General features: G+C 73.1%; 16 protein-coding genes. 4 read left to right on the top strand and 12 right to left on the bottom strand.

Going from position 1 to position 20,838, the window contains the following annotated elements:
* Nucleotides 1-20: 20 nt before the first annotated feature.
* The 4 genes from AC060K_RS02200 to AC060K_RS02185 form a co-directional block, all read right to left on the bottom strand.
* Nucleotides 21-1,016 carry a hydroxyacid dehydrogenase gene (locus AC060K_RS02200; protein ID WP_483763812.1) on the bottom strand — a complete coding sequence of 332 codons (996 nt, stop codon included), beginning with the start codon at nucleotides 1,014-1,016 and terminating at the stop codon, nucleotides 21-23.
* Complete coding sequence (locus AC060K_RS02195) at nucleotides 1,013-1,972, bottom strand: carbohydrate ABC transporter permease (RefSeq protein WP_483763811.1); 960 nt, start codon at nucleotides 1,970-1,972, stop codon at nucleotides 1,013-1,015. The genes AC060K_RS02200 and AC060K_RS02195 overlap by 4 nt, the downstream gene beginning before the upstream one ends.
* Complete coding sequence (locus AC060K_RS02190) at nucleotides 1,969-2,901, bottom strand: carbohydrate ABC transporter permease (RefSeq protein WP_483763810.1); 933 nt, start codon at nucleotides 2,899-2,901, stop codon at nucleotides 1,969-1,971. The genes AC060K_RS02195 and AC060K_RS02190 overlap by 4 nt, the downstream gene beginning before the upstream one ends.
* Nucleotides 2,902-2,985: 84 nt before the next feature.
* Nucleotides 2,986-4,302: an ABC transporter substrate-binding protein gene (locus AC060K_RS02185; protein ID WP_483763809.1), complete on the bottom strand. Its 1,317-nt coding sequence runs from the start codon at nucleotides 4,300-4,302 to the stop codon at nucleotides 2,986-2,988.
* Between the two features lie 289 nt (nucleotides 4,303-4,591).
* Between AC060K_RS02185 and AC060K_RS02180 the strand changes: the two genes are divergently transcribed.
* Nucleotides 4,592-5,662: a LacI family DNA-binding transcriptional regulator gene (locus tag AC060K_RS02180; protein ID WP_483763808.1), complete on the top strand. Its 1,071-nt coding sequence runs from the start codon at nucleotides 4,592-4,594 to the stop codon at nucleotides 5,660-5,662.
* 46 nt (nucleotides 5,663-5,708) lie between these two features.
* Here the strand turns inward: AC060K_RS02180 and AC060K_RS02175 are convergent, their stop codons facing one another.
* Entirely contained in the window at nucleotides 5,709-7,343 is a 1,635-nt protein-coding gene (locus AC060K_RS02175) for a PP2C family protein-serine/threonine phosphatase (protein WP_483763807.1), read from the bottom strand.
* Nucleotides 7,344-7,419: 76 nt separating this feature from the next.
* The gene (gene leuS, locus AC060K_RS02170) at nucleotides 7,420-10,377 is read right to left on the bottom strand and encodes a leucine--tRNA ligase (protein WP_483763806.1); all 2,958 of its coding nucleotides are present in this window, start codon (nucleotides 10,375-10,377) and stop codon (nucleotides 7,420-7,422) included.
* Between the two features lie 138 nt (nucleotides 10,378-10,515).
* Here leuS and AC060K_RS02165 point away from each other — a divergent pair, with 138 nt between their 5' ends.
* A complete protein-coding gene (locus AC060K_RS02165) occupies nucleotides 10,516-11,847 on the top strand; it encodes an alkaline phosphatase family protein (protein ID WP_483763805.1) in 1,332 nt (443 codons plus the stop codon).
* Between the two features lie 109 nt (nucleotides 11,848-11,956).
* Here AC060K_RS02165 and AC060K_RS02160 read toward each other — a convergent pair whose 3' ends face one another.
* The 5 genes from AC060K_RS02160 to ku all read right to left on the bottom strand — a co-directional run bounded on the left by AC060K_RS02160 (nucleotide 11,957) and on the right by ku (nucleotide 17,452).
* Nucleotides 11,957-12,619: a vitamin K epoxide reductase family protein gene (locus AC060K_RS02160; RefSeq protein ID WP_483763804.1), complete on the bottom strand. Its 663-nt coding sequence runs from the start codon at nucleotides 12,617-12,619 to the stop codon at nucleotides 11,957-11,959.
* Nucleotides 12,620-12,748: 129 nt separating this feature from the next.
* Nucleotides 12,749-13,960 carry an MFS transporter gene (locus AC060K_RS02155; RefSeq protein ID WP_483763803.1) on the bottom strand — a complete coding sequence of 404 codons (1,212 nt, stop codon included), beginning with the start codon at nucleotides 13,958-13,960 and terminating at the stop codon, nucleotides 12,749-12,751.
* A 79-nt stretch (nucleotides 13,961-14,039) separates the two neighbouring features.
* Complete coding sequence (locus AC060K_RS02150; RefSeq protein ID WP_483763802.1) at nucleotides 14,040-14,759, bottom strand: metal-dependent transcriptional regulator; 720 nt, start codon at nucleotides 14,757-14,759, stop codon at nucleotides 14,040-14,042.
* A 10-nt stretch (nucleotides 14,760-14,769) separates the two neighbouring features.
* A complete protein-coding gene (locus AC060K_RS02145; RefSeq protein ID WP_483763801.1) occupies nucleotides 14,770-16,551 on the bottom strand; it encodes a metallophosphoesterase family protein in 1,782 nt (593 codons plus the stop codon).
* Between the two features lie 88 nt (nucleotides 16,552-16,639).
* Nucleotides 16,640-17,452, bottom strand: a complete 813-nt coding sequence (ku, locus tag AC060K_RS02140; RefSeq protein ID WP_483763800.1) for a non-homologous end joining protein Ku — start codon at nucleotides 17,450-17,452, stop codon at nucleotides 16,640-16,642.
* Between the two features lie 74 nt (nucleotides 17,453-17,526).
* Between ku and AC060K_RS02135 the strand changes: the two genes are divergently transcribed.
* Nucleotides 17,527-17,748: an SCO4848 family membrane protein gene (locus AC060K_RS02135; protein WP_483763799.1), complete on the top strand. Its 222-nt coding sequence runs from the start codon at nucleotides 17,527-17,529 to the stop codon at nucleotides 17,746-17,748.
* 24 nt (nucleotides 17,749-17,772) lie between these two features.
* Here the strand turns inward: AC060K_RS02135 and AC060K_RS02130 are convergent, their stop codons facing one another.
* Nucleotides 17,773-18,069 (bottom strand): glutaredoxin family protein, encoded by a 297-nt coding sequence (locus tag AC060K_RS02130; protein ID WP_483764044.1) that lies wholly within the window; start codon nucleotides 18,067-18,069, stop codon nucleotides 17,773-17,775.
* A 178-nt stretch (nucleotides 18,070-18,247) separates the two neighbouring features.
* Here AC060K_RS02130 and AC060K_RS02125 point away from each other — a divergent pair, with 178 nt between their 5' ends.
* Complete coding sequence (locus tag AC060K_RS02125; RefSeq protein ID WP_483763798.1) at nucleotides 18,248-20,809, top strand: ATP-dependent DNA ligase; 2,562 nt, start codon at nucleotides 18,248-18,250, stop codon at nucleotides 20,807-20,809.
* Nucleotides 20,810-20,838: the final 29 nt, after the last annotated feature.

The raw sequence follows: 20,838 nt of genomic DNA, 5'->3' as shown, positions 1-20,838 counted from the left end.
CGGGCACGCGGCGGGACGGGTCAGGCGATGTGGGCGAGGCTCGACTCGGGCACGTCGTCGGCGAACTCCACGCCGCGCACGTAGCGCTCCGCCTCGCGGAGGGCGGCGTCACCGAGGCGCAGGAGCTCGTTGCCCTGCGAGCCCGCGATGTGCGGGGTGAGGACCAGGTTGGGCGCCGTGAACAGCGGCGAGCCCGCGTCGAGCGGGTCCGGGTCGGTCACGTCGATGACGGCGTAGAGCCGGCGGGCCCGGAGCTCGGCCACGAGGGCGTCCTGGTCCACGAGGCTGCCGCGCGCGGTGTTGATGAGCGTGGCGCCGTCGCGCATCCGGGCGAGCGCCGCCGCGTCGATCATGTGGTGCGTCTCGGCGTTCGCCGGGGCGTGCACGCTCACCACGTCGCTCCGTCGCAGGAGCTCGTCGAGCCCGACCCGGGTGGCCCCCGGCACGTCGTCGGGCGCCACCGGGTCGTAGAGAAGCACCTCGACGTCGAACGGCGCGAGCAGCTCGATCACCCGGCGCCCGATGCGCGAGGCGCCGATGATGCCCGCGACGAGCCCGTTGTTGCCCCACCTCTGGTACCGGGCCGACGGCGGCCGGTAGTCCTGCGTGGCACGGTACTCGTCCGAGATCGCGAAGATGCGCTTGCCGGCCAGGAGGATCGACGCGAGCGTGTACTCGGCGACGGGGAGCGCGTTCGCCCCGGCTGCCGTACTGATCCGGACGCCCCGGGCGTACGCCTCGGCCGTCATGACGCCCTTGGTGGAACCGGCCGTGTAGACGACGGCGCGCAGCTTGGGCATCCGGTCGAGCAGGGCGGCGTCGAGGAGCGGCGCCCCCCAGCCGGCGACGAGGAGCTCGATCTCGTCGACGGGCCCGGGAAAGCGGCCCTCGCTGTCCAGGACGCCGGGCAGCAGGTCCACGATCTCGCCGATGCGCTCGGCGGCGTCGGAGCCGAACAGGCGCGCGGGGAGGTCCGGCAGCATGGCGAGGGCGGCGACAGGTCGGCGGGCGGTCACTTGAGCGCCCCCGCCCCGATGCCTGCCTTCCAGTAGCGCTGCAGGGTGAGGAAGAGCGCCACCACCGGCAGCATCGCCAGGAGCGAGCCCACGATGACGAGCGGCGCGTAGGTCGGGTCCGCGAGCTCCTGCTGGTTCCACGTGTAGATGCCGAGCGCCACGGGGAACAGCGACCGGTCCGTGAGCATGACCAGCGGCAGGAAGAAGTTGTTCCAGATGGCGCTGAACGCCATGAGGAACAACGTCACCGCGGCCGGGGTCAGCACAGGCAGCGCGACGCTGAAGAAGGCCCGGAAGTCGCCCGCACCGTCGATGCGCGCCGCCTCGATGAGCTCGCGCGGCACGTAGGACGCGATGAAGATGCGGGCCAGGTACACCCCGAACGGGCTCGCGACCTGCGGCAGGAAGACGCCCCAGAAGGTGTTGACGAGCCCCGTGCTCGACGCGAGCAGGTACAGCGGCATGGTGGTCACGGCCGCCGGGACCAGGACACCGATCAGCACGAAGGCGAACGCCTTCTCCTTGCCGCGGAAGTCGTACATCTCGAAGGCGAACGCCGCCAGCAGCGAGACCAGCACCGACAGCGCCGCGCCGACCCCGGCGTACGCCACCGTGTTGAGCATCCAGCGGCCGAAGATCCCGCCGTCCTCCGCGAACACGCGGGACAGGTTCTCGACGAGGTTGAGGTCGGCCAGCGTGAAGCCGTGCGTGCCGACCAGGTCGGCCGTGTCCTTGGTCGACGCGATGACCAGCCAGGTGAGCGGCAGCAGCGTGTAGAGCGCGAACGCGGCCAGGACCAGGTTGACGACGATGCGGGACGCCCAGGCGGGACGCCGGCCGGAGGCCGCGCGTGCGGAGCCGCGGACGCGGCCGGGGATGCCGCCGCGGGGCGGCTGCACGGCACCGGCGCCCGTGGGTGCGACGGGCACCGGGGGGACGGAGGTCGCGGTGGTCATGACGAGGCCTTTCGTCCGACGCGGGTCACGAGCCAGGACAGCGCGCCGATGACGACGGCGAACAGCACGGCCGACGCCGCGGCGTAGCCCATGTCCTGCTCCACGAAGGCGGTCTGGTAGATGAACATGTTGGGCGTCCAGGTGGAGCTGATGGCGGGCGCGCGCGACGCCAGCAGGAGCGGCTCGGCGAAGAGCTGCATGGCCCCGACCACCGTGAAGAGCACGGCGACGGTGACGGCGCCGAGGATCATCCGGGTCTTGATCTGCAGAGCGGTGCGGATCGGGCCCGCGCCGTCGATCGACGCCGCCTCGAGGACCTCTCCGGGGATCGCCTGCAGCGCCGCGTAGAAGAGGATGACGTTGTAGCCCAGGTGCAGCCAGGTCGCGAGGTTGCCCAGCGCGAAGAGGGCGGAGAGCCGGGACGTGAGGTCCCACGTGCCGCCGGCGGTCTCGAACGCCTCGATCAGCGGGCTGACGCCGGGCGTGTACAGGTACAGCCAGATGATCGCGGCGATCAGCGCCGGGACGATGTGCGGCACGAACAGGGCCAGCCGGAAGAACGGCCGCGCCTTCGCGGCGGCGGAGTCCAGCAGCAGCGCCAGGACGAGCGCGATCGCGATCATCACCGGGATGTACACCAGGCAGTAGAGCAGGACGTTGACGAAGCCGGTGAGGAACTGGCTGTCGCCCAGGGCCTGCGTGAAGTTGTCGAGGCCGACGAACACCTGCTCGGTGCCGCCGAAGCCGAGGCCGCCGGTCGTCTGCTCCGAGTACAGGCTCAGGCCGAGCGAGTACAGCAGCGGCAGGATCGTGAAGATCCCGTACAGCACGAAGAACGGGGCCAGGAACAGCAGCACCATGCGGGGGAAGCGGGCCCGGCGGGCCGTCGCCGGCCGTGTCGCCGTCGCTGTCGCTGTCGTGACGCTCATCGTTCCTCCTTTCGGGGCTGGGGGCACCAGCGGTCGGCCGGTGCCCCCAGCTCGTCGCGTCGTCGCGGTCGGTTGCGGCTCAGGTCACTTGACCGAGATGCCGCGGTTCTTCATGTCGGCGATCGTGGCCTCCTGGGCCGGGCCGAAGATGTCGGTCAGCTTGACCTCGCCCGCCTTCACCTTCGCGCTGCCGTCGGCGAGCGAGGTCAGGGTGGTCGACGTCGCAGGGCCCCACAGCCAGCCGGTCGGGATCGCCTCGACGCCCTCCTCGGCCACGGCGTAGATGTCCTGGCCACCGAAGAACGCGGTGTCGAAGGCCTCCGACGCCGCCTTGCGGGCCTCGTCGTTCGCCGGGAACACGGTGGACGCGCCGCCCGCGATGCGAGCCTCGATGCCCTCGGGGCTGGTGGTCATCCACTCGATGAACTGGAGCGCCGCCTCCTGCTTCTCGCTGTTGGCGCTGATGCCGAACGTGGAACCGCCGTACATGGCTGACGCCGGGCCGTCCGGGCCGGGCAGCGGCGCGACCTTCCACGTGCCGGCCTGGTCCGGGTAGGTCTGGGTGAGACCCGCGCCGTACCAGGAGCCGCTGATCACGGAGAGCAGCTGGCCGGCGGCCTGCTTCTGCTGCAGCACCTCGGCGTCGTCGGTCCAGACCAGGCCGCGGTCGACGAGGTCCTGCTGGAGCTCGGCGCTCGCCTGGGTCTCCGGGCTGTCGATGTCGATCTTCCACGACTCGCCGTCGACGGCGGCCCACGTGGCGCTGTGCTGCCACGCCAGGGCGGCGTAGGCGGCCGGGTCGCCGAGGGTCGAGGCGCCGATGCGCACGTTGGGGTCGGCGGCGGCCACCTTCTCGGCCGCGGCGACGTACTCGTCCCAGGTGGTCGGCACCTCGATGCCGTACTGCTGGAACAGGTCCTCGCGGTAGAAGAGCTGGTACACGCCCAGGTCGAGCGGGACGGACCAGGTGGTGCCGCCGAACTGGACGAGCGACTTCACGGACTCCGGGAAGCTCGAGTCCACCAGGTCGCCGGCGACGTCGCTGATGTCCTGGAGCACGCCCTGGGTCGCCATGTCGGCCACGCGGGGGTACTCCACCGTCACGACGTCGGGCGCCGTGCCGGTCGTGACCTGGTTGGTCAGCTGCGGGTAGTTGTCGGCGCCGCTGGCGACCTCCTGGAAGGTCACCTTCACGTCGTCCTGGGACGCGTTGAACGCGTCGACGACCTGGGCGGAGTTGCGCAGCCACGAGGAGAACGTGATCTCCACGGGCCCGGTGGGCTCCTCGGTCTCGGTCTGCGTGTCGGCCGGGGCGTTCGACGCGCAGGCGGCAGTGGCTGCGAGAGCCGTGACCGTCAGGGCGGCGAGCGCGGTACGCGACGTCTTGCGCCAGTACTTCATCGGACTGCTCCTCCGTCGAGGGGGTGGGTGATTGACCTCACCTCGCGCTATCGATCGGAGCGGGTCAAGGCGAGTTTCGAAAAAAGGTTCAAGAAAGCCTCCACTCGACAGAAACGATCACTTCCGCCCTCGTGGCGATCGCCGTTCGACGTCCTTGCGGGCTCCTTGCCGCGGCCCGCTCCGGCAAGGAGCGGCTGAAACAGCGTCCTTGGGGTTTCCCTGTGATCGAATCGACGCTAGATTGATCGATCGAAGGCCTGATCGATCACTTCGGCAGAGAGGCACAACGATGGCCCGCAGCGTGCAGGAACGTCGGCGCGAGATCCTCCAGCTGCTCGCCGAAGCGTCGCCCCGTCGGCTCTCGGACCTGTCCCACCTGCTCAGCGTCTCGCCGGTGACGCTCCGGCGCGACGTGGAGGACCTCGCGGCCCAGGGCCGGCTGCGACGCACCCACGGCGAGGTGGCCGCGCTCACCGACGAGGACCGGGCGGGCCGCGGGCTGCCGATCACGGTGGGCATCGTGGTCCCCCACGCGGAGTACTACTTCGGCGCGGTGATCCATGGCGCCCGCGCGGCCGCGGCCAACGCCTCGGCCGGCGCACGGCTCACCCTCGGCGTCTCGGCCTACGACCTGCCGATCGAGCGCCGCCTGGTGGCCGGGCTCATCGAGCGCGGCGTCGACGGGCTCCTCATCGCGCCCACCCCCGACTTCGAGACCGGAGAGCTGAGCGACCCCGTGCAGGCGTGGCTCGCGTCCATCCCCGTGCCGGTCGTGCTCGTCGAGCGTCCCGTGGCGCCCGGCGGCCGGGCCTCGATGCTCGACGGCGTGGGCTCGGCCCACAGCGTCGGCTCGGCGGGCGCGGTCCGTCACCTCTCCGACCTGGGGCACCAGCGGCTCGCGTTCGTGGCGATCTCGGGCCCCAACACCGCGCACGTGCGTGACGGGTACCGCCGCGGTGTCGCGGGGTGCGGCGTGACGTCGCTCGGCGAGCTCTACGAGGACCTCGCCGACCCCGCCTCGCTCGACGGCGAGATCAAGCGGCTGGTCGACGAGGGCGTCACCGCCCTCGTGGTGCACAACGACCAGCTGGCCCTCCGGCTGCTCGGCCGGTTCGACAGTCTCGGCCTGCGCGTCCCCGAGGACCTCTCGCTCGTCTGCTACGACGACATCAGCGCCGAGCTCGCCCAGCCCGCGCTCACCGCCGTGGCGCCCCAGAAGGCCGCCGTCGGCCGCCGGGCGTTCCAGCTCCTCGCCGAGCGGATCGCGCAGCGCGCCGCCGGCGAGGGCCGGACGGGCGCCGAGCGCGTCCAGCTCGTGCCGCTCCTCCACGAGCGCAGCTCCACCCGCGCGCTCCGCTGACCGCGGACGAGGTGACCGTCTCGGCGAGCCATCCCCGCCGAGACAGTCACGTCGTCGCCGTCGCTCCCCCGCCCGCCCGGTGCCGGTACACCACGACGGCTACGTCGTCGCGAGCCGTGCCCGGCACGAGGGCCTCCACGAGGTCGTCGGCGGGCGTGCCCGACGCCGGCCCGCCGAACAGCTCGCGCGCCGTCTGCTCGAGCCGGTCCAGGCTCACCCGCAAGGACTCGCCCCGCCGCTCGACCAGCCCGTCGGTGCAGAGGACGAGCGTGTCGCCGGGCCGCAGGCGCGTCAGCGTCTCCCGCCGGGGCTGGTTCCCCACAGCGAGCGGCGCCCCCCGTGCGCCGTCGAGCCACGCGGTCCCCCGCCGTCCGACGACGAGCCCGGGCGGGTGCCCTGCGATGGCGTAGGTCAGGGTCCCGGTGCGCTCATCGAGCACGCCGCAGAAGACCGTCGCGAACTCGGCCCCGGGCAGCGACGCCACGAACCGGTCGAGAGCGGTCAGGGTGGCCGCAGGCCCGTGCTCCTCCAGCAGGAGAGCCCTGGCCGCGCTCCGCAGCGGCCCCATGCGGGCGGCCGCCTCCAGCCCGTGGCCGCTGCAGTCGCCCACGATGATCCCGCGCAGGCCCTCACCGAGCCGCACCACGTCGTACCAGTCGCCGCCCACCGCGAGGTTGCCGTCGGCGGGCCGGTAGGCGGTGTACCAGCCCGCGGGCGGCGTCACGGGTGTCATGGCGAGCTGCAGCGTGTCGGACACGGTCCGCAGCTGGTCCACCTCGCGCAGGTGCTCCACGGTCACCTCGATCGCCCGGGCCACCACCGACGCGAGGAGGACGAGGAACGACCGGTAGGCCTCGTCGAAGGGCCGCATCGGGCTGGGAGCCAGGACCAGCACGCCGTGGATGCGGCCGGACGCCGCGACGAGCGGCGCCAGCACGACGTCGTCCGCCAGCACGAGCGGCTCGCCGCCCGCCAGCGCGGCCTCCAGGTCCTCGGGCGGCGCAAAGACGTCCGGGCGGCCGCGGTGGCTCGTGGCGAGGAGGCTCAGCCCGGACGGCGTGTCGAGGTAGAGGTCCGCGCGGAGCAGGTCGCGGCTCGCGCCCAGGACCTCGACGGTGCGGAGACCGATCGCCTCCAGGTCGTGGATGGCGTCCTGCAGCGCGGCCGACAGGTCGCCCAGGGTGGTGAGCCGACGGCGGTCCACCACGTGGGCCGTCGTCTCCGTCGCGATGTCCAGGACGCCGCGCACCACGCCGTGCTCGTCCTTGAGGGCGCTGTACGAGAAGGTGAACGACGTCTCCTCGAGATAGCCCGACCGGCGCATGTAGAGCACCATGTCCTCGATCCACGTCGGGGTGCCCGTCGTGAGCACCTCGTCGAAGAGCGGGGAGATCTGGTCCCAGATCTCCGCCCAGACCGTCGCCGCGGGGGCGCCCATGGCTGCCGGGTGCTTCTCGGTCCCGAGCATGGCCCGGTACCCGTCGTTGTAGATCATCGTGAGCTCCGGGCCCCACCCGACGAACACGGGGAACCGGGTGCTGAAGCACAGCTCGACCGCGACGCGCAGCGTCGAGGGCCAGCCGGACGGCGGGCCGAGCGGCGTGGCGGCCCAGTCGACCGCGCGAGCGGACGCCCCCGACTCGCTTCCCTCGGTCGCGAGGGCGAACCAGTCAGCATCCATGATCGGACGCTACACAGAACATCCCCGGCTCACACTCGGCGCACCGGGGATGTTCAGGATCGTCTCAGCGACGGGGTCAGGCCGGGACGATGTTGACCAGCTTGGGCGCGCGCACGATCACCGTGCGGACGCCGCGCCCGTCCATCGCCTTGACCACGTTGGGCTCGGCCAGGGCCGCCTCGCGCAGGTCGTCCTCCGAGATGTCGGGGGCCACCTCCAGGCGCGCCCGCACCTTGCCCTGCACCTGGACCACGCAGGTCACGGTGTCCTGGACCAGGTACGCCGGGTCGGCGACCGGGAACGGCTCGCGGGCGAGCGAGTGCTCGTGACCGAGCCGCGACCACAGCTCCTCCGCGATGTGCGGGGCGATCGGGGCGGTCATGAGCACGAGCGGCTCGACCGCCTCGCGCGGCACGCGGTCCAGGCCCGTGAGGTGGTTGTTCAGGGTGATGAGCTTGGCGATCGCGGTGTTGGGCCGCATGTTCTCCATCTCGGCCCGCACGTCCGCGATGGCGCGGTGCAGCACGCGGAGCGTGCCGGTCTCGGCCGGCTCCTCGCTGACCGTGAGCTCGCCCGTCTCCTCCGAGACGACGTTGCGCCACAGCCGCTGCAGGAACCGCTGCGAGCCGACGACGGCCCGCGTCTCCCAGGGCCGCGACAGGTCCAGGGGGCCCATCGACATCTCGTAGACCCGGAACGTGTCCGCGCCGTACGACTCGTACATCTCGTCCGGCGTGACGACGTTCTTGAGGGACTTGCCCATCTTGCCGTACTCGCGGCTGACGGGCCGGCCCTGCCAGGTCCAGCCGGCCTGCTCGTCGCCCTCCACCTCGGCGGCGGGCACGTACTGGCCGCGCTCGTCGGTGAAGGCGTAAGCCTGCACGTAGCCCTGGTTGAACAGCTTGCCGAACGGCTCGATGCTCGACACCGCGCCCAGGTCGTAGAGCACCTTGTGCCAGAAGCGCGCGTACAGCAGGTGCAGCACGGCGTGCTCCACGCCGCCCACGTACAGGTCGACGCCGCCCGCCGGGCCGCTCGTCGCGTTGTGGTGCGCGCCGAGCCAGTACTTCTCCAGGGCCGGGTCCACCACGTGCTCGGTGTCCGTGGGGTCGAGGTAGCGCAGGTAGTACCAGCAGGAGCCGGCCCAGTTGGGCATCGTGTTGGTGTCGCGGCGGTACTCGCGCGGCCCGTCGCCCAGGTCGAGGGTGACCTTGACCCAGTCCTCGTTGCGGCCCAGCGGCGCCTCCGGCTCGGAGGTCACGTCGTCCGGGTCGAACGTGCGCGGGGCGTAGTCCGGCACGTCCGGCAGGTCGACGGGGAGCAGCTCGTCGGGGATCGCGAGGGGACGGTCCTCGGAGTCCCAGACGATCGGGAACGGCTCGCCCCAGTAGCGCTGCCGGCTGAACAGCCAGTCGCGCAGGCGGTACGTCGTCGTGCCCTCGCCGATGCCCTTGGCCTCGAGCCACTCGACGATCGCCGCCTTGGCCTCGGGGACGGTCAGGCCGTCGAGGGAGAGGTCCGGGCCGCTCGACCCCACGACCTTGCCGTCGCCCGTGTACGCGCCCGTGAAGTCCTCGGCGAACCCGCCCTCGGGCTCGACGGTATAGATCACCGGCAGGTCGTACGCCTCGGCGAACGCGAAGTCGCGCTCGTCGCCGCCGGGCACCGCCATGATGGCGCCGGTGCCGTAGCCCATGAGCACGTAGTCGGCCGTGAAGACGGGGATCTGCAGGCCGGACACCGGGTTCACCGCCAGGTGGCCCGTGAACACGCCGGTCTTCTTCCCGGCGTCGGCCTGGCGCTCGACGGCGGTCTTGCCCGCCGCCTCGCGACGGTACGCGGCCACGGCCTCGACCGGCGTCGCGTAGCCACCGGTCCAGGAGCTCCGGGTGCCGTCCGGCCAGGCCGAGGGCACCTCGTCGAGCAGCGGGTGCTCGGGCGAGACCACCATGAACGTGGCGCCGAACAGCGTGTCCGGGCGCGTGGTGAAGACCTCCACCTGCCCCGCCGCGCCGGCGGGGTCGTACTCGGCGGTGCCGACCACGTCGAAGCGGACCTTGGCGCCCATGGACCGGCCGATCCAGTTGCGCTGCATCGCCTTGACCTTCTCGGGCCAGTCGATGAGCTCCAGGTCGTCGGTGAGACGGTCGGCGTACGCCGTGATGCGCATCTTCCACTGGCGCAGGCTGCGCTGGAACACCGGGAAGTTGCCCCGCTCGGAGCGGCCGTCGGCCGTGACCTCCTCGTTCGCGAGCACCGTGCCGAGGCCCGGGGCCCAGTTCACCGGGGACGAGTCCACGTAGGCGAGGCGCTGCGCGTCCACGACGTCACGCTGCTCCTCGCGGGACAGGGCCGCCCAGACGGCACCGCCCGCGTTGTCGCCGTCGTGCCCCGGGACCGGGCGGGTGCCGGCGGCCAGCTCGGCCTCCAGCTCGGCGATGCGCCGGGCCCGGCCCGTGCCGCCGTCGGGCCGCGGGGCGTCCGCGTCGTACCAGGAGTCGAAGATCTGCAGGAAGATCCACTGCGTCCAGCGGACGTAGTCGGAATCGATCGTGGCGAACGTGCGGCGCGGGTCGTGCGCCAGACCCAGCCGGCGCAGCTGGCGCCGCATGTTGGCGATGTTCGCCTCGGTGGTGTCGCGCGGGTGCTGCCCCGTCTGCACGGCGTACTGCTCGGCGGGCAGGCCGAAGGCGTCGTAGCCGAGCGCGTGCAGCACGTTGTCGCCGCACATGCGGCGGAAGCGGCCCGTCACGTCCGTGGCGATGTAGCCGAGCGGGTGACCCACGTGGAGGCCCGCCCCCGACGGGTACGGGAACATGTCCATGATGAAGAACGGGTCGCCCGACGGGCCCTCCCCGTCCGGTCCCGCGAGCGGCCCCGTGGGGTTCGCGGCGTGGAAGGTACCGAGCTCCTCCCAGCGGTCCTGCCAGCGCAGCTCGATCTCCTGAGCGAGGGCCGGGGTGTAGCGGAAACGGGGCTCGTCCGAGGTGGACGGTGCAGCGGTGGAGCGTTCTGCGGCGTCGGGCGTGGTCACCCACGGGAGTCTACCGATCCGCTCCCCCGCCCCGCTCACCGGTCCCGGGCCCGAGCACGCCGGCCCTCGGGGCAGCGTTCACCCTCGGTTCGCCGCGCCCTCACCCGGGGGCCACCTCCTCCCGGTCGAATCGAGCGCATGACGCCGACACCTCCCCGATCGACCCGTCACCTCCGCGCCCGCACCGCCGTGGCGGCCGTCCTCGCCGCCTGCACGGCCCTCGCCCTGGGGACCGCCCCCGCGGCGGCGACCGCGACGCCCGCCACGGACGGCCGCGGCGGGCGCGCCCCCGCCGACCACGTGATCCTGTTCGCGCTCGACGGGTTCGACGTCGAGTACCTCGACGACGCGCCCATGCCGAACCTGCAGCGGCTGATCCGCCGGGGCAGCGTCACCACGTCCACCGGGGTGATGACGTCGATCACGAACCCGTCGTGGTCGTCCGTCGCCACGGGCGCGTGGCCCGAGCGCCACCGCAACACCGCGTACTGGTTCGACCCGGTGACGAACACCGCCCGCGGCCAGCAGCGCGACCTCGCCGTGCCGACGATCGCCCAGGCCGTCCGCGCCCAGGGCGGCACGGTCTTCTCCGCCCAGTGGTTCATCCTGCAGAACTACGGCGTGTCCTACGGCGACCCCGAGGGCCTCTACACGCAGCCCGGCGGCGAGTGCTCGCGACGGGTGGACGACGCCGTCGCCGTGATCGGCGGCGAGCCCGTGCTGTCCGCGGGACGCGAGGTCACCATGGCCGGGGTGCCGGAGCTCCTGGCGGTGTACTGCGACACGCTCGACGCGATCGGGCACGACGGCGGTGACGCCGACCCCCGCATCCCCGCCGCCCTGACCATGATCGACCAGCAGCTCGGCCGCATCATCGAGGCCACCCAGGACGCGGGCACGTACGGCCGCACCGCCTTCGTCATCACCGGCGACCACGGCATGACCACGTTCGACAAGGGCTTCGCGGCCGAGGCCCTCGCGGCGGTCGCGGAGGCGGGCTACCAGGCGGAGGTGCTCACGTCGGGCCGCTCGCCCGCGGCCGGGACGGACGTCACGGTCGTGGTGGGCGGAGTGGCCGACCTGCGCCTCGTCGGCGAGGCCGCCGGCGACCCGGAGGCGGAGTCCCGCATCCGGGCCGCGCTCGAGGCGCTCCCGCAGGTGCGTGCCGTCTACGACAAGGACGACCAGCGCGCGATGCGCATGAGCCCGAACCACGGCGACCTGATCGTGGAGCCGGAGCCCGGCTGGTCCTTCGGCGCGACGCCGGCCGACGCCGCCGGCCGGCACGGCGCCACGACGGAGCTGCACGTGCCGCTCGTCCTGGCCGGCGCGGGCGTGCGCCCCGGCGTCGGCCCGCGCGACCCGCGGCACGTCGACCTGGCCCCCACCATCGCGGCCCTGCTCGGCATGACGCCGCCGTCGGGGGCGCAGGGCCGGGTGCTCACGGAGGCGGTCCGCACCCGGGGATGAGGCGCGGTCCGCTTCGAGAACGTCATCAGGTATCGCTACCGGCTCGGTAGCGATACCTGATGACGTTCTCGAAGCGGACCCCGGCCGGCGGACCCGGCGGGGAGCCGGCTCAGGCGAACGAGGCGATGAGGTGGTCGCCCACCGACACCATGAGCCACGCGACGGCCACCACGTAGCCGATCACGAGGATGATCACGCGGTTGCCCACCACGAGCTGGCGCACGGTCCCGCCCGCAGGGAGGTACCCGGCCTGGACCCCGCGCACCACCTGGAACCACAGGAGCGGCCACATGATGGTCCACACGACCATGCAGGCGGGGCAGAGCGCCACCAGCGAGTAGAAGCTCGTGTACATGAGGAAGAAGATGAGCGCCTGACCGAGCACGGTGCCCGCGAGGAGCGACAGCCAGTACCAGCGCGGCAGGCGCGCGCCGACGAGCAGCACCACGCCGGTGGTCATGACCACCGGGAACGCGAGCAGGCCCAGGTACGGGTTGGGGAAGCCCAGGAGGGCGCCCTGCCACGACTCCATGGCCGCCCCGCACTGGACGAACAGGTTGATCGAGCACGACGGCTGGTGCTCCGGCTCCACCAGCACCAGGTACTTCTCGATGGCGAGCCACATCGACGCGCCGAACCCGACGAAGCCGAGCACGAGCAGCAGGATCCCGAAGGTCCGGTCGCCCAGAGGCCGGGGTCCGACGGCGTAGCCCGCCTCGTCGAGGTCGGTCGCCTCGGTCTCCGGCCCGTCGGTGGTGGTGCTGTCGGTCACGTGGCGCTCCAGGGTTCGGCCGGTTCCGGCAGGGACAGTTGGCACAGGGCGGCGGCCCAGCCGGCACCCAGGTGCGGCAACCGTACCGCCGCATCCTGGGGCCATGCTGACAGGCAGGTCACCGATCCGTCACGCCCCGGGTGCCGCGGGGTGCACCACCCGCTGCCGCGCGAACGCCAGCAGGAGGGCGAGCCCCAGCACGGTGACGACCGCCCCCGCCCAGGCGGGGGCGAGGTAGCCCCACCCGCCGGCGATCACCGCGCCGCCGAGGAACGCCCCCGCCCCGTTCGCCACGTTGAGCCCGGCGTGGCACAGCGCGGCGCCCAGCGACGGCGCGCCCGGTGACAGGTCCATGAGCCGGGTCTGGAACGCCAGCCCGAGCATCTGCGACGTGACGCCCAGCAGGAACAGCGACACGAGCGCCGGCACCACCAGGTGGCCTGTCAGCCCGAAGGCGACCAGGGACGCCGTCGTGCTCACGAACCCGATGACCACGGCGCGCATGACGCCCAGGTCGGCCAGGCGCCCGCCGAGCTGCGTGCCCACGGTCATGCCCACGCCGAACAGCGCGAGCACCCAGGGCACGTGGCCCTCCTCCAGCCCGGTCACCCTGGTCATGGTGGGCGCCACGTACGAGTAGACGGCGAACAGCCCGCCGAAACCGACCGAGCCTGCCACGAACGCCGCCCAGAGCGGAAGGTTGCGCAGGCTCCCCAGCTCCGAGCGCACCGAGTTCCCCGTACCGCCCGCGGTGCTGGGGACCAGCCACCAGAGCCCCGCGACCGTCAGGAGGCCGAGCAGCCCGATCACCACGTACGACATGCGCCAGCCCGCCTGCTGCCCCACGAACGTGGCGAGCGGGACACCCACGACGTTGGCGATCGTGAGCCCCGTCATCATCGTGGCGACCGCCTGGCCCCGCAGGGCCGGGCCCACGACGGCGGCGCCCACCGCCGCGCCCACCCCGAAGAACGCGCCGTGCGGCAGCCCCGCGAAGAACCGGCCGACCACGAGCCACTCGATGCTGGGGGCTGCCGCCGAGAGCACGTTGGCGACCGTGTAGGCGGCCATCAGGAGAACCAGGAGGCGCTTGCGCGACATCCGCGCCGCGGCGACGGTGAGCAGCGGCGCTCCCACGACCACGCCGAGGGCGTAGGCGGTGATGGTGTGCCCCACCTCGGGGTCGGTGGCCCCGAGGTCGGCGCCCACCTGGGGCAGCAGGCCCATGGCCGCGAACTCGGTGGTGCCGATGGTGAAGCCGCCCACCGCCAGCGCCAGGAGGGCCGGTGCGGCGGAGCGGAGCGTGGGCCCGGCGGCGGGACCGCCGGTGAGGGTGGCCATGACGTCTCCCGGTGGGTCGAATCGATCTGAGGGACCGCGTCGACAGCACCGGCGACGAGAGGTGGGTTACCGCACGACCTTACCCCGGCACCCCGACCCAGACGCGCGAGGCCGCGAGGAGCCCGAGGTCGGCGGAGTGCTCGGCGGGGGTGCCGCCGTCGGGCCGTGCCGCAGGCCGCGTCCAGCGGACGGCGACGGTGCCCGCGTACTCGCGGCGGGCGACGACCTCGACCTCCACGTCCAGGTCGAAGCCGATCTGGCCCAGGTAGCGCAGCGCCTCCGGGTCGGCGTCGCTGATGCGCACCACGGGGCCGGCCGCCCCGGCCGTGAGGCTCGACAGGGGCACCGCGTGCGGGCGCACGACGGTCCCGTCGGCGCCGGGGATGGGGTCGCCGTGCGGATCGCGCGACGGGTGGCCGAGCCGCGCGTCGATCCGGTCGACGAGCAGGTCGGAGACCGCGTGCTCCAGCACCTCGGCCTCGTCGTGGACCTCGTCCCAGCCGTAGCCGAGCTCGACCACGAGGTACGTCTCGAGGAGGCGGTGCCGCCGCACCATCGCGAGGGCCAGCCCGCGGCCCGTCTCCGTCAGCTCGATGCCGCCGTACGGCTGGTGCTCGAGCAGGCCCTGCGTGCTCAGGCGCCGCACCGTCTCGGAGACGGTCGACGCTCCCACGCCCATCCGGTCGGCGAGGTGCTTGGTGGTGACCTTCTCGTCCGACCACTCCTGGGCGGACCACACCGCCTTGAGGTAGTCCTGCGCAACGGCGGTCAGCTCGGCCGGGTTGGGAGGTTCTTCCACGGACACGAGCCTACGTGTCGTCCGGCGACGGGCTCGCCGCGGGCGACGGGCTGACGGTCGGCGCCGGGTCGGGGACCTCGCCCGGCAGAGGCACGGGGTCGGGCACGGGCTGGCGGTCCGACACGGTCGCGGTGGCGTCGGGCGCGATCGTGACGACCTGCCAGTCGACGAACCGGCGCGTGGCCGGGTCGAACCGCAGCACCGTCAGCTCCGCCGTGCCGCGCAGCGGCCCCACGGTGGGCTGGCCGGACGCCGCGCCGGCGGTGCTCGCGCTCACGTAGCGCAGCCCGTAGCCCACCGGCTCCGGCCCGGTGCGGCGGTGCGTGTGCCCCGACACCTGGAACGGCACGCAGCCCGACTCCAGCGACGGCTGGCCCACCGCGGGCGTGTGGATCAGGAGCAGGTCCACCCTGTCCTCGCCCGTGTAGGACCCGTCCATCCCGGCCTCGCCGGCCACCTCGCAGGCCGTCTCGGCGAGGCGCTCCCCCGCCGACGCGGGCGTGTCGGCGCGCGCCACCGTGGTTCCCGCGCCCACGCGCGTCTCGAGCGGGTCCCGGTCACCGAGGATCCGGACCCCGGCGACCTCGACCACGTCGCCGTCGAGGACGATCTGGCCGTGGCTACGTTCCTGCCGGGACGTGATCTGCGAGTCGTGGTTGCCGTCGGAGACCACCATCGGCACGCCGTCAGGCAGCGCCGAGGCGAAGGAGTCGACGCACACCGACTCGACCCCGGTGCCGTTCATGGTGGTGTCGCCCGCGTTGAGCACGGCGGCGGCCTGGGACCGGCGGGCCGCCTCCCGGATGAGGGGCGTCATCCCCGTGTTGCAGTGCAGGTCGCTCACCACGAGGAACGGGACCAGCTCCTCCTCCGGCGACGGGCTGGGGCTGGACCCCGCCTCGCCCGCCGGCGAGGCCTCGCCCCCCGCCTCGCCCGCCGGCCCCGCCTCGCCCGTCGGTGACGTGGCCACCAGAGGTGCGGGGGACGACGTCGGGCCGCCGAACGGCAGGGCAGCCGCGCCCTCCTGGCTCTCGTCCCACGCGTCCCAGGCGGCGACGAGGTTGGCGTGCGCGTCGAGGTAGAACTCCTCGTTCTGCTCGTAGACGCCCACGAGCTGACCGCCGTAGGTGTCGATGACGCCCGCCAGGCGGCCGGTGATCCGGGCACCCTCCAGCGCCGTGCCGGCGAACACCGGCGACGCCGGCCGGCCCGTCTCGTCGGGGCGGGCAGGGCCGCTCGCCGTGGACGAGCCCCACACCAGCGCGGCCACCAGGACCCCCGCGGTGATCTGCCACGTGCGCGGGGCCAGCACCCCGGCGAGCTCCGCCCGGCGAGCCGCTCCGAGGAGGAGCCACAGGGCACCCGACGCGGCCGTCACGAGCACCAGCCCCAGCGCCGTGTTCCGGACGGCGTCCCAGACGAGAGCCCGGGCGACGCTCCCGACCGTCTGCGCGGGCGACGAGAAGAACTGGAGATACGAGTCCAGGTCACCGGCGAGCGCGTCGAGGGTGGCTGCCTGGTCCACCGCCGTCAGGTCGGCCGGGATCTCCTTGACCGTGACGCGGACGCCCAGGTTCAGCGGCAGCGGGGAGTCGATCTGCAGGGTCCCGAGGGGTCCGAGGTCGGCGACCACCGCGTCGTCGGCCGTCACCTCGTAGACCGCCTCGTGCGGGCCCAGGCTGAGCTCCGCCCGGGCTGTGGCCAGGCCGTGGACGGCGCAGGCGAGGACGACCACGACGATCGCGAGCGTCCAGCGGACCCAACGGGGCGGCGTGCGGTGTGCTCGGCTCATCAGTTGACCACCCTTGCCGAGCGGGCGCCGAGACACAAGCCGGGAACGTCCCAGGTGAGGGGCGCCCGCGTGCGGCCGGGTGCGGCCGTCAGCCCGTGCGCCGCGACTTCTTCGACTTCTTGGCGCTCTCGACGCTCCGCCGCAGGGCCTCCATGAGGTCGACCACCTGCGCGCCGCCCTCCTCCTCGGCCTGCTCGCCGAACGTCTCGGCCGTGCTGATCGCCTCGCCCTTCTCGATCTTGGCCTCGATGAGCTGCTTGAGCTGCACCTGGTACTCGTCCTCGAACTGCTCGGGCGTGAAGTCCGCCTCGAAGCTCGTGACCAGCTGCTGAGACATCGCGAGCTCCTTGTCGCTCACCTTCGCCGGCTCGTCGAGAGAGGGAAAGGCCGCCTCGCGGACCTCGTCCGCCCAGAGCAGCGTCTGGAGCACCAGCACGTCGTCGCGGACGCGGAGCGCGGCCAGACGGGTGCGCTGCCGCAGCGCGAACTTCACGACGGCCGTGCGCTCCGTCTCCTCCAGGGTGCGGCGCAGCAGCACGTACGCCTTGGTGCTCTTGGAGTCCGGCTCGAGGTAGTACGTGCGGTCGAGCATGATCGGGTCGATCTGGTCGGTCGGCACGAACTCGACCACCTCGATCTCCCGGTCCCGTTCCGCCGGCAGCTGGGACAGGTCCTCCTTGGTGAGCACGACCGTGTGCTCCCCGTCGTCGTACGCGCGGTCGATGTGCTCGTAGGCGACCTCCTCGCCGTCGAGCTCGCACACGCGCCGGTACCGGATGCGCCCGCCGTCCTTGTCGTGCACCTGGTGCAGCGGCACGTCATGGTCCTCGGTGGCGCTGTACAGCTTCACCGGGACGTTGACGAGACCGAAGGTGACGGCGCCCTTCCAGATGGCCCTCATACCTCTATGGTGCGCCCGCCGCGGGAGACGCGCCATTTTCCGTCGGCCGCCGGTGGCGCGACATACTGGTGAGCGTGAACCTCCCCGTGGGCTGGTCCGTCCTCCTGCTCGTCGCGGCCGCCTGGAACCTGCTGATCTGGCCCCGCTTCTGGCAGCGCATCGCCGCCGACCCGCGCTCCCGCGACGAAGCCGGCCGCGCCACGCGGTTCCTCACGGTGCACGCCGTGCTGATCGGGGTGTCGGTGGCGCTCGCCGTGGCACTCGGCGTCCTGGGCGTGCTGTCGCTCCTGCCCTAGCTTTTCCTCGCCGCGGGGGGCGGGTCAGAGGCCGGCCGCGTCCAGCTTGGAGCAGAGCTCCGCGTTGGTGGGCTCCACCAGGTGCGCGCCGTCCGGGAACACCAGCACGGGGATGTTGGTGCGGCCGCTGATCGCCTGCGCCTCGTCGGCCCGGTGGGGCTCGGCCTCGAGGTCCACGTAGAGGTAGTCGACCCGGCGGACGTCCAGCACGGCCTTGGAGCGGCGGCAGTCACGGCACCACTTCGCGCCGTACATCACGAGCCGCTCGGGCCGGTCCGCCAGGGCGGGGCCGGCCAGGTCACGCGGGGCGAAGGCGTCCATGATCGCGATGTCGTCCGAATTCACCCGCTGGACACTAGCCGAGCACAACCCTTGCGAGGGTAAAGACACGGCAACGATTTCGTGAATCTGCGTCGTGACCTTGCCCACTGCCCGGCGACGGCGACGGCGCCGTCGCCCGCGCCGGGCGAGGTCCGGCCCCGCGGGCCAGTATGGCCACATGGCTGCGTCCGAGACCCGCACCGTCGACGTGGACGGCCGGCGCCTGCGGCTGAGCAACCTCGACAAGGTGCTCTACCCGGCGTCGGGCACCACCAAGGGCGAGGTGCTCCACTACCTCGCCCAGATCGCGCCCGTGCTCATCGCGCACGCCGCCAACCGTCCGGCCACCCGCAAGCGCTGGCCGGACGGCGTCGAGGGCCAGATGTTCTTCCAGAAGAACCTCGACGCCTCCACCCCGGACTGGGTCAAGCGCCGGGCGATCCAGCACCGGTCGGGCACCAACGAGTACGCGCTCGTCAACGACCTGGCCACCCTCACCTGGCTCGGCCAGACGGCCACCCTCGAGATCCACGTTCCGCAGTGGCAGTTCGGGCGCACCGGCGTGGCGCACAACCCGGACCGCCTGGTCCTGGACCTGGACCCCGGCCCCGGCGCGGGCCTGCCGGAGTGCGCGCAGGTGGCGCGCTGGGCACGCGACGTCCTCGTCGGCATGGGCCTCGACCCGCTCCCCGTGACGAGCGGGTCCAAGGGCATCCACCTGTACGCGGCGCTCGACGGCAAGCAGGACTCCGACGCCGTCTCCGCGGTGGCCAAGGAGCTCGCCCGCTACCTGGAGGCCGAGCACCCCGACCTCGTGGTCAGCGACATGAAGAAGTCGCTGCGCGAGGGGAAGGTGCTCGTGGACTGGTCGCAGAACAACAGCGCCAAGACCACCATCGCGCCCTACTCCCTGCGGGGCCGCGAGCACCCCACGGTGGCGGCGCCCCGCTCCTGGGACGAGCTCGACGACCCGGGCCTGCGCCACCTCGAGTACCCCGAGGTGCTGGAGCGGGTCGAGCGGGACGGCGACCTGCTCGCCGGCCTCACGGCCGGGCACCTCGCCCAGCTCGAGCCGACGCCGGAGCGCATGGCCACGTTCGACCGGCTCGCCGTGTACCGCTCCAAGCGCGACGCCTCCCGCACGCCCGAGCCCGTGCCCGACGCCGCCGCGGAGCCCGCCGCGCACGGCCGCGCGCCCACCTTCGTGATCCAGGAGCACCACGCCCGCCGCCTGCACTGGGACTTCCGTCTGGAGCACGACGGCGTCCTGGTGAGCTGGGCGCTCCCCAAGGGCGAGCCCACCGACCCGGGGAAGAACCACCTCGCGGTGCAGACCGAGGACCACCCCCTCGAGTACGGGTCGTTCGAGGGCTCCATCCCGCAGGGCGAGTACGGCGCAGGCGAGGTGACGATCTGGGACGCCGGCACCTACGACCTGGAGAAGTGGCGTGACGACGAGGTGATCGCGACGCTGCACAGCCCCGAGCGCGGCTCTCGGCGGCTCGCCCTGATCCGCACCGGCGGCCGCGGGGGCGACGACGAGAACTCCTGGCTCATCCACCGCACCAAGGACCAGCCCCGCGGAGCCGCCGGCCCGGCCGGCCTGGCGTCGTCGGCCACGCCCGAGGCGGGCGCGCCCGAGGCGGCCACGCCCGAGGCGGCCACGCCCGGGGCGGGGACGGACCAGGGCGACGCGGCCACCGGGGGCGCGCCACCGTCGGGCAGCCTCCTCGCGAAGGCGCGCGACCTGCGGCCCATGCTCGCGACCGCGCCCTCCGGCGGGGACCTGCCGCGCGGGGGCGACGACTGGGCCTTCGAGATGAAGTGGGACGGCTTCCGCACCTTGGCCGTGGTGGAGGGTGGCGAGGTGCGGCTGATCAGCCGCTCCGGGCAGGACCTCACCGTCACGTTCCCGGAGCTCGCCGCGCTCGCCGCGATGGTGGACGGCGACGCGGTGCTGGACGGCGAGATCGTGGCGCTCGACAAGGACGGACGGCCCGTCTTCGGGCGGCTGCAGCAGCGCGCCAACCTCCGCCGCCCGGGCGACGTGGAGCGCGCCCGGCGCCGCGTGGCGGTGGACCTCATGCTGTTCGACGTGCTGGAGGCGGGCGGGCGGTCGCTCGTGGGCGAGCCGTACGACGCCCGGCGTGCGGAGCTCGAACGTCTCGTCGACGCCCGCCCGCCCGTGCACCTGCCGCCCGCGTTCGACGGCGACCTGGACGCCGCGCTCGCCACGTCGCGCGAGCTGCGGCTGGAGGGCGTCGTCGCCAAGCGCCGCCGGTCCACCTACGCACCCGGGCGGCGGTCGCGCGAGTGGCTCAAGCTCAAGCACGAGCAGACGCAGGAGGTCGTGGTGGTGGGCTGGCGGCCCCTGCGGTCCGCGGGCGGGCGCACCGACGACCGCCGGGCGGGCGGGCTGCTCCTCGCCGTCCCCACCGCCCCCGAGACCCCCGGCGACGACGCCACGGTGCTGCGGTTCGTGGGACGCGTCGGGACGGGCTTCACCGACAAGGACCGGCGGGAGGTGGTCTCGCGGCTGGCGGCCATCGAGCGCAAGACACCCCCGGTGGACGACGTCCCGCGCGTGGACGCCGTCGACGCCCGCTGGGTGACGCCCCGGCTGGTGGGCGAGGTCGCCTACACCGAGTGGACCGACGGCGGCGCCGGCCGGCTGCGGCACCCCGTGTGGCGGGGCTGGCGGCCCGACAAGTCGGCCGACGAGGTGGCCGTCGAGACCTGACCGATGATTTCCGCCCGCCCCGTCCGTCG

The sequence above is a fragment of the Antribacter sp. NEAU-D49 genome (assembly GCF_057158775.1).
This window is presented reverse-complemented; position numbering and strand designations above follow the sequence as displayed.

Bases quoted from the DNA above. Each gene is read 5' to 3' on its own strand.
- ku (WP_483763800.1), bottom strand. From the start codon at position 17,452: ATGAGGGCCATCTGGAAGGGCGCCGTCACCTTCGGTCTCGTCAACGTC.
- AC060K_RS02165 (WP_483763805.1), top strand. From the start codon at position 10,516: ATGACGCCGACACCTCCCCGATCGACCCGTCACCTCCGCGCCCGCACC.
- AC060K_RS02175 (WP_483763807.1), bottom strand. From the start codon at position 7,343: ATGGATGCTGACTGGTTCGCCCTCGCGACCGAGGGAAGCGAGTCGGGG.
- AC060K_RS02145 (WP_483763801.1), bottom strand. From the start codon at position 16,551: ATGAGCCGAGCACACCGCACGCCGCCCCGTTGGGTCCGCTGGACGCTC.
- AC060K_RS02185 (WP_483763809.1), bottom strand. From the start codon at position 4,302: ATGAAGTACTGGCGCAAGACGTCGCGTACCGCGCTCGCCGCCCTGACG.
- AC060K_RS02130 (WP_483764044.1), bottom strand. From the start codon at position 18,069: ATGGACGCCTTCGCCCCGCGTGACCTGGCCGGCCCCGCCCTGGCGGAC.
- AC060K_RS02180 (WP_483763808.1), top strand. From the start codon at position 4,592: ATGGCCCGCAGCGTGCAGGAACGTCGGCGCGAGATCCTCCAGCTGCTC.
- AC060K_RS02195 (WP_483763811.1), bottom strand. From the start codon at position 1,972: ATGACCACCGCGACCTCCGTCCCCCCGGTGCCCGTCGCACCCACGGGC.
- AC060K_RS02155 (WP_483763803.1), bottom strand. From the start codon at position 13,960: ATGGCCACCCTCACCGGCGGTCCCGCCGCCGGGCCCACGCTCCGCTCC.
- AC060K_RS02125 (WP_483763798.1), top strand. From the start codon at position 18,248: ATGGCTGCGTCCGAGACCCGCACCGTCGACGTGGACGGCCGGCGCCTG.
- AC060K_RS02190 (WP_483763810.1), bottom strand. From the start codon at position 2,901: ATGAGCGTCACGACAGCGACAGCGACGGCGACACGGCCGGCGACGGCC.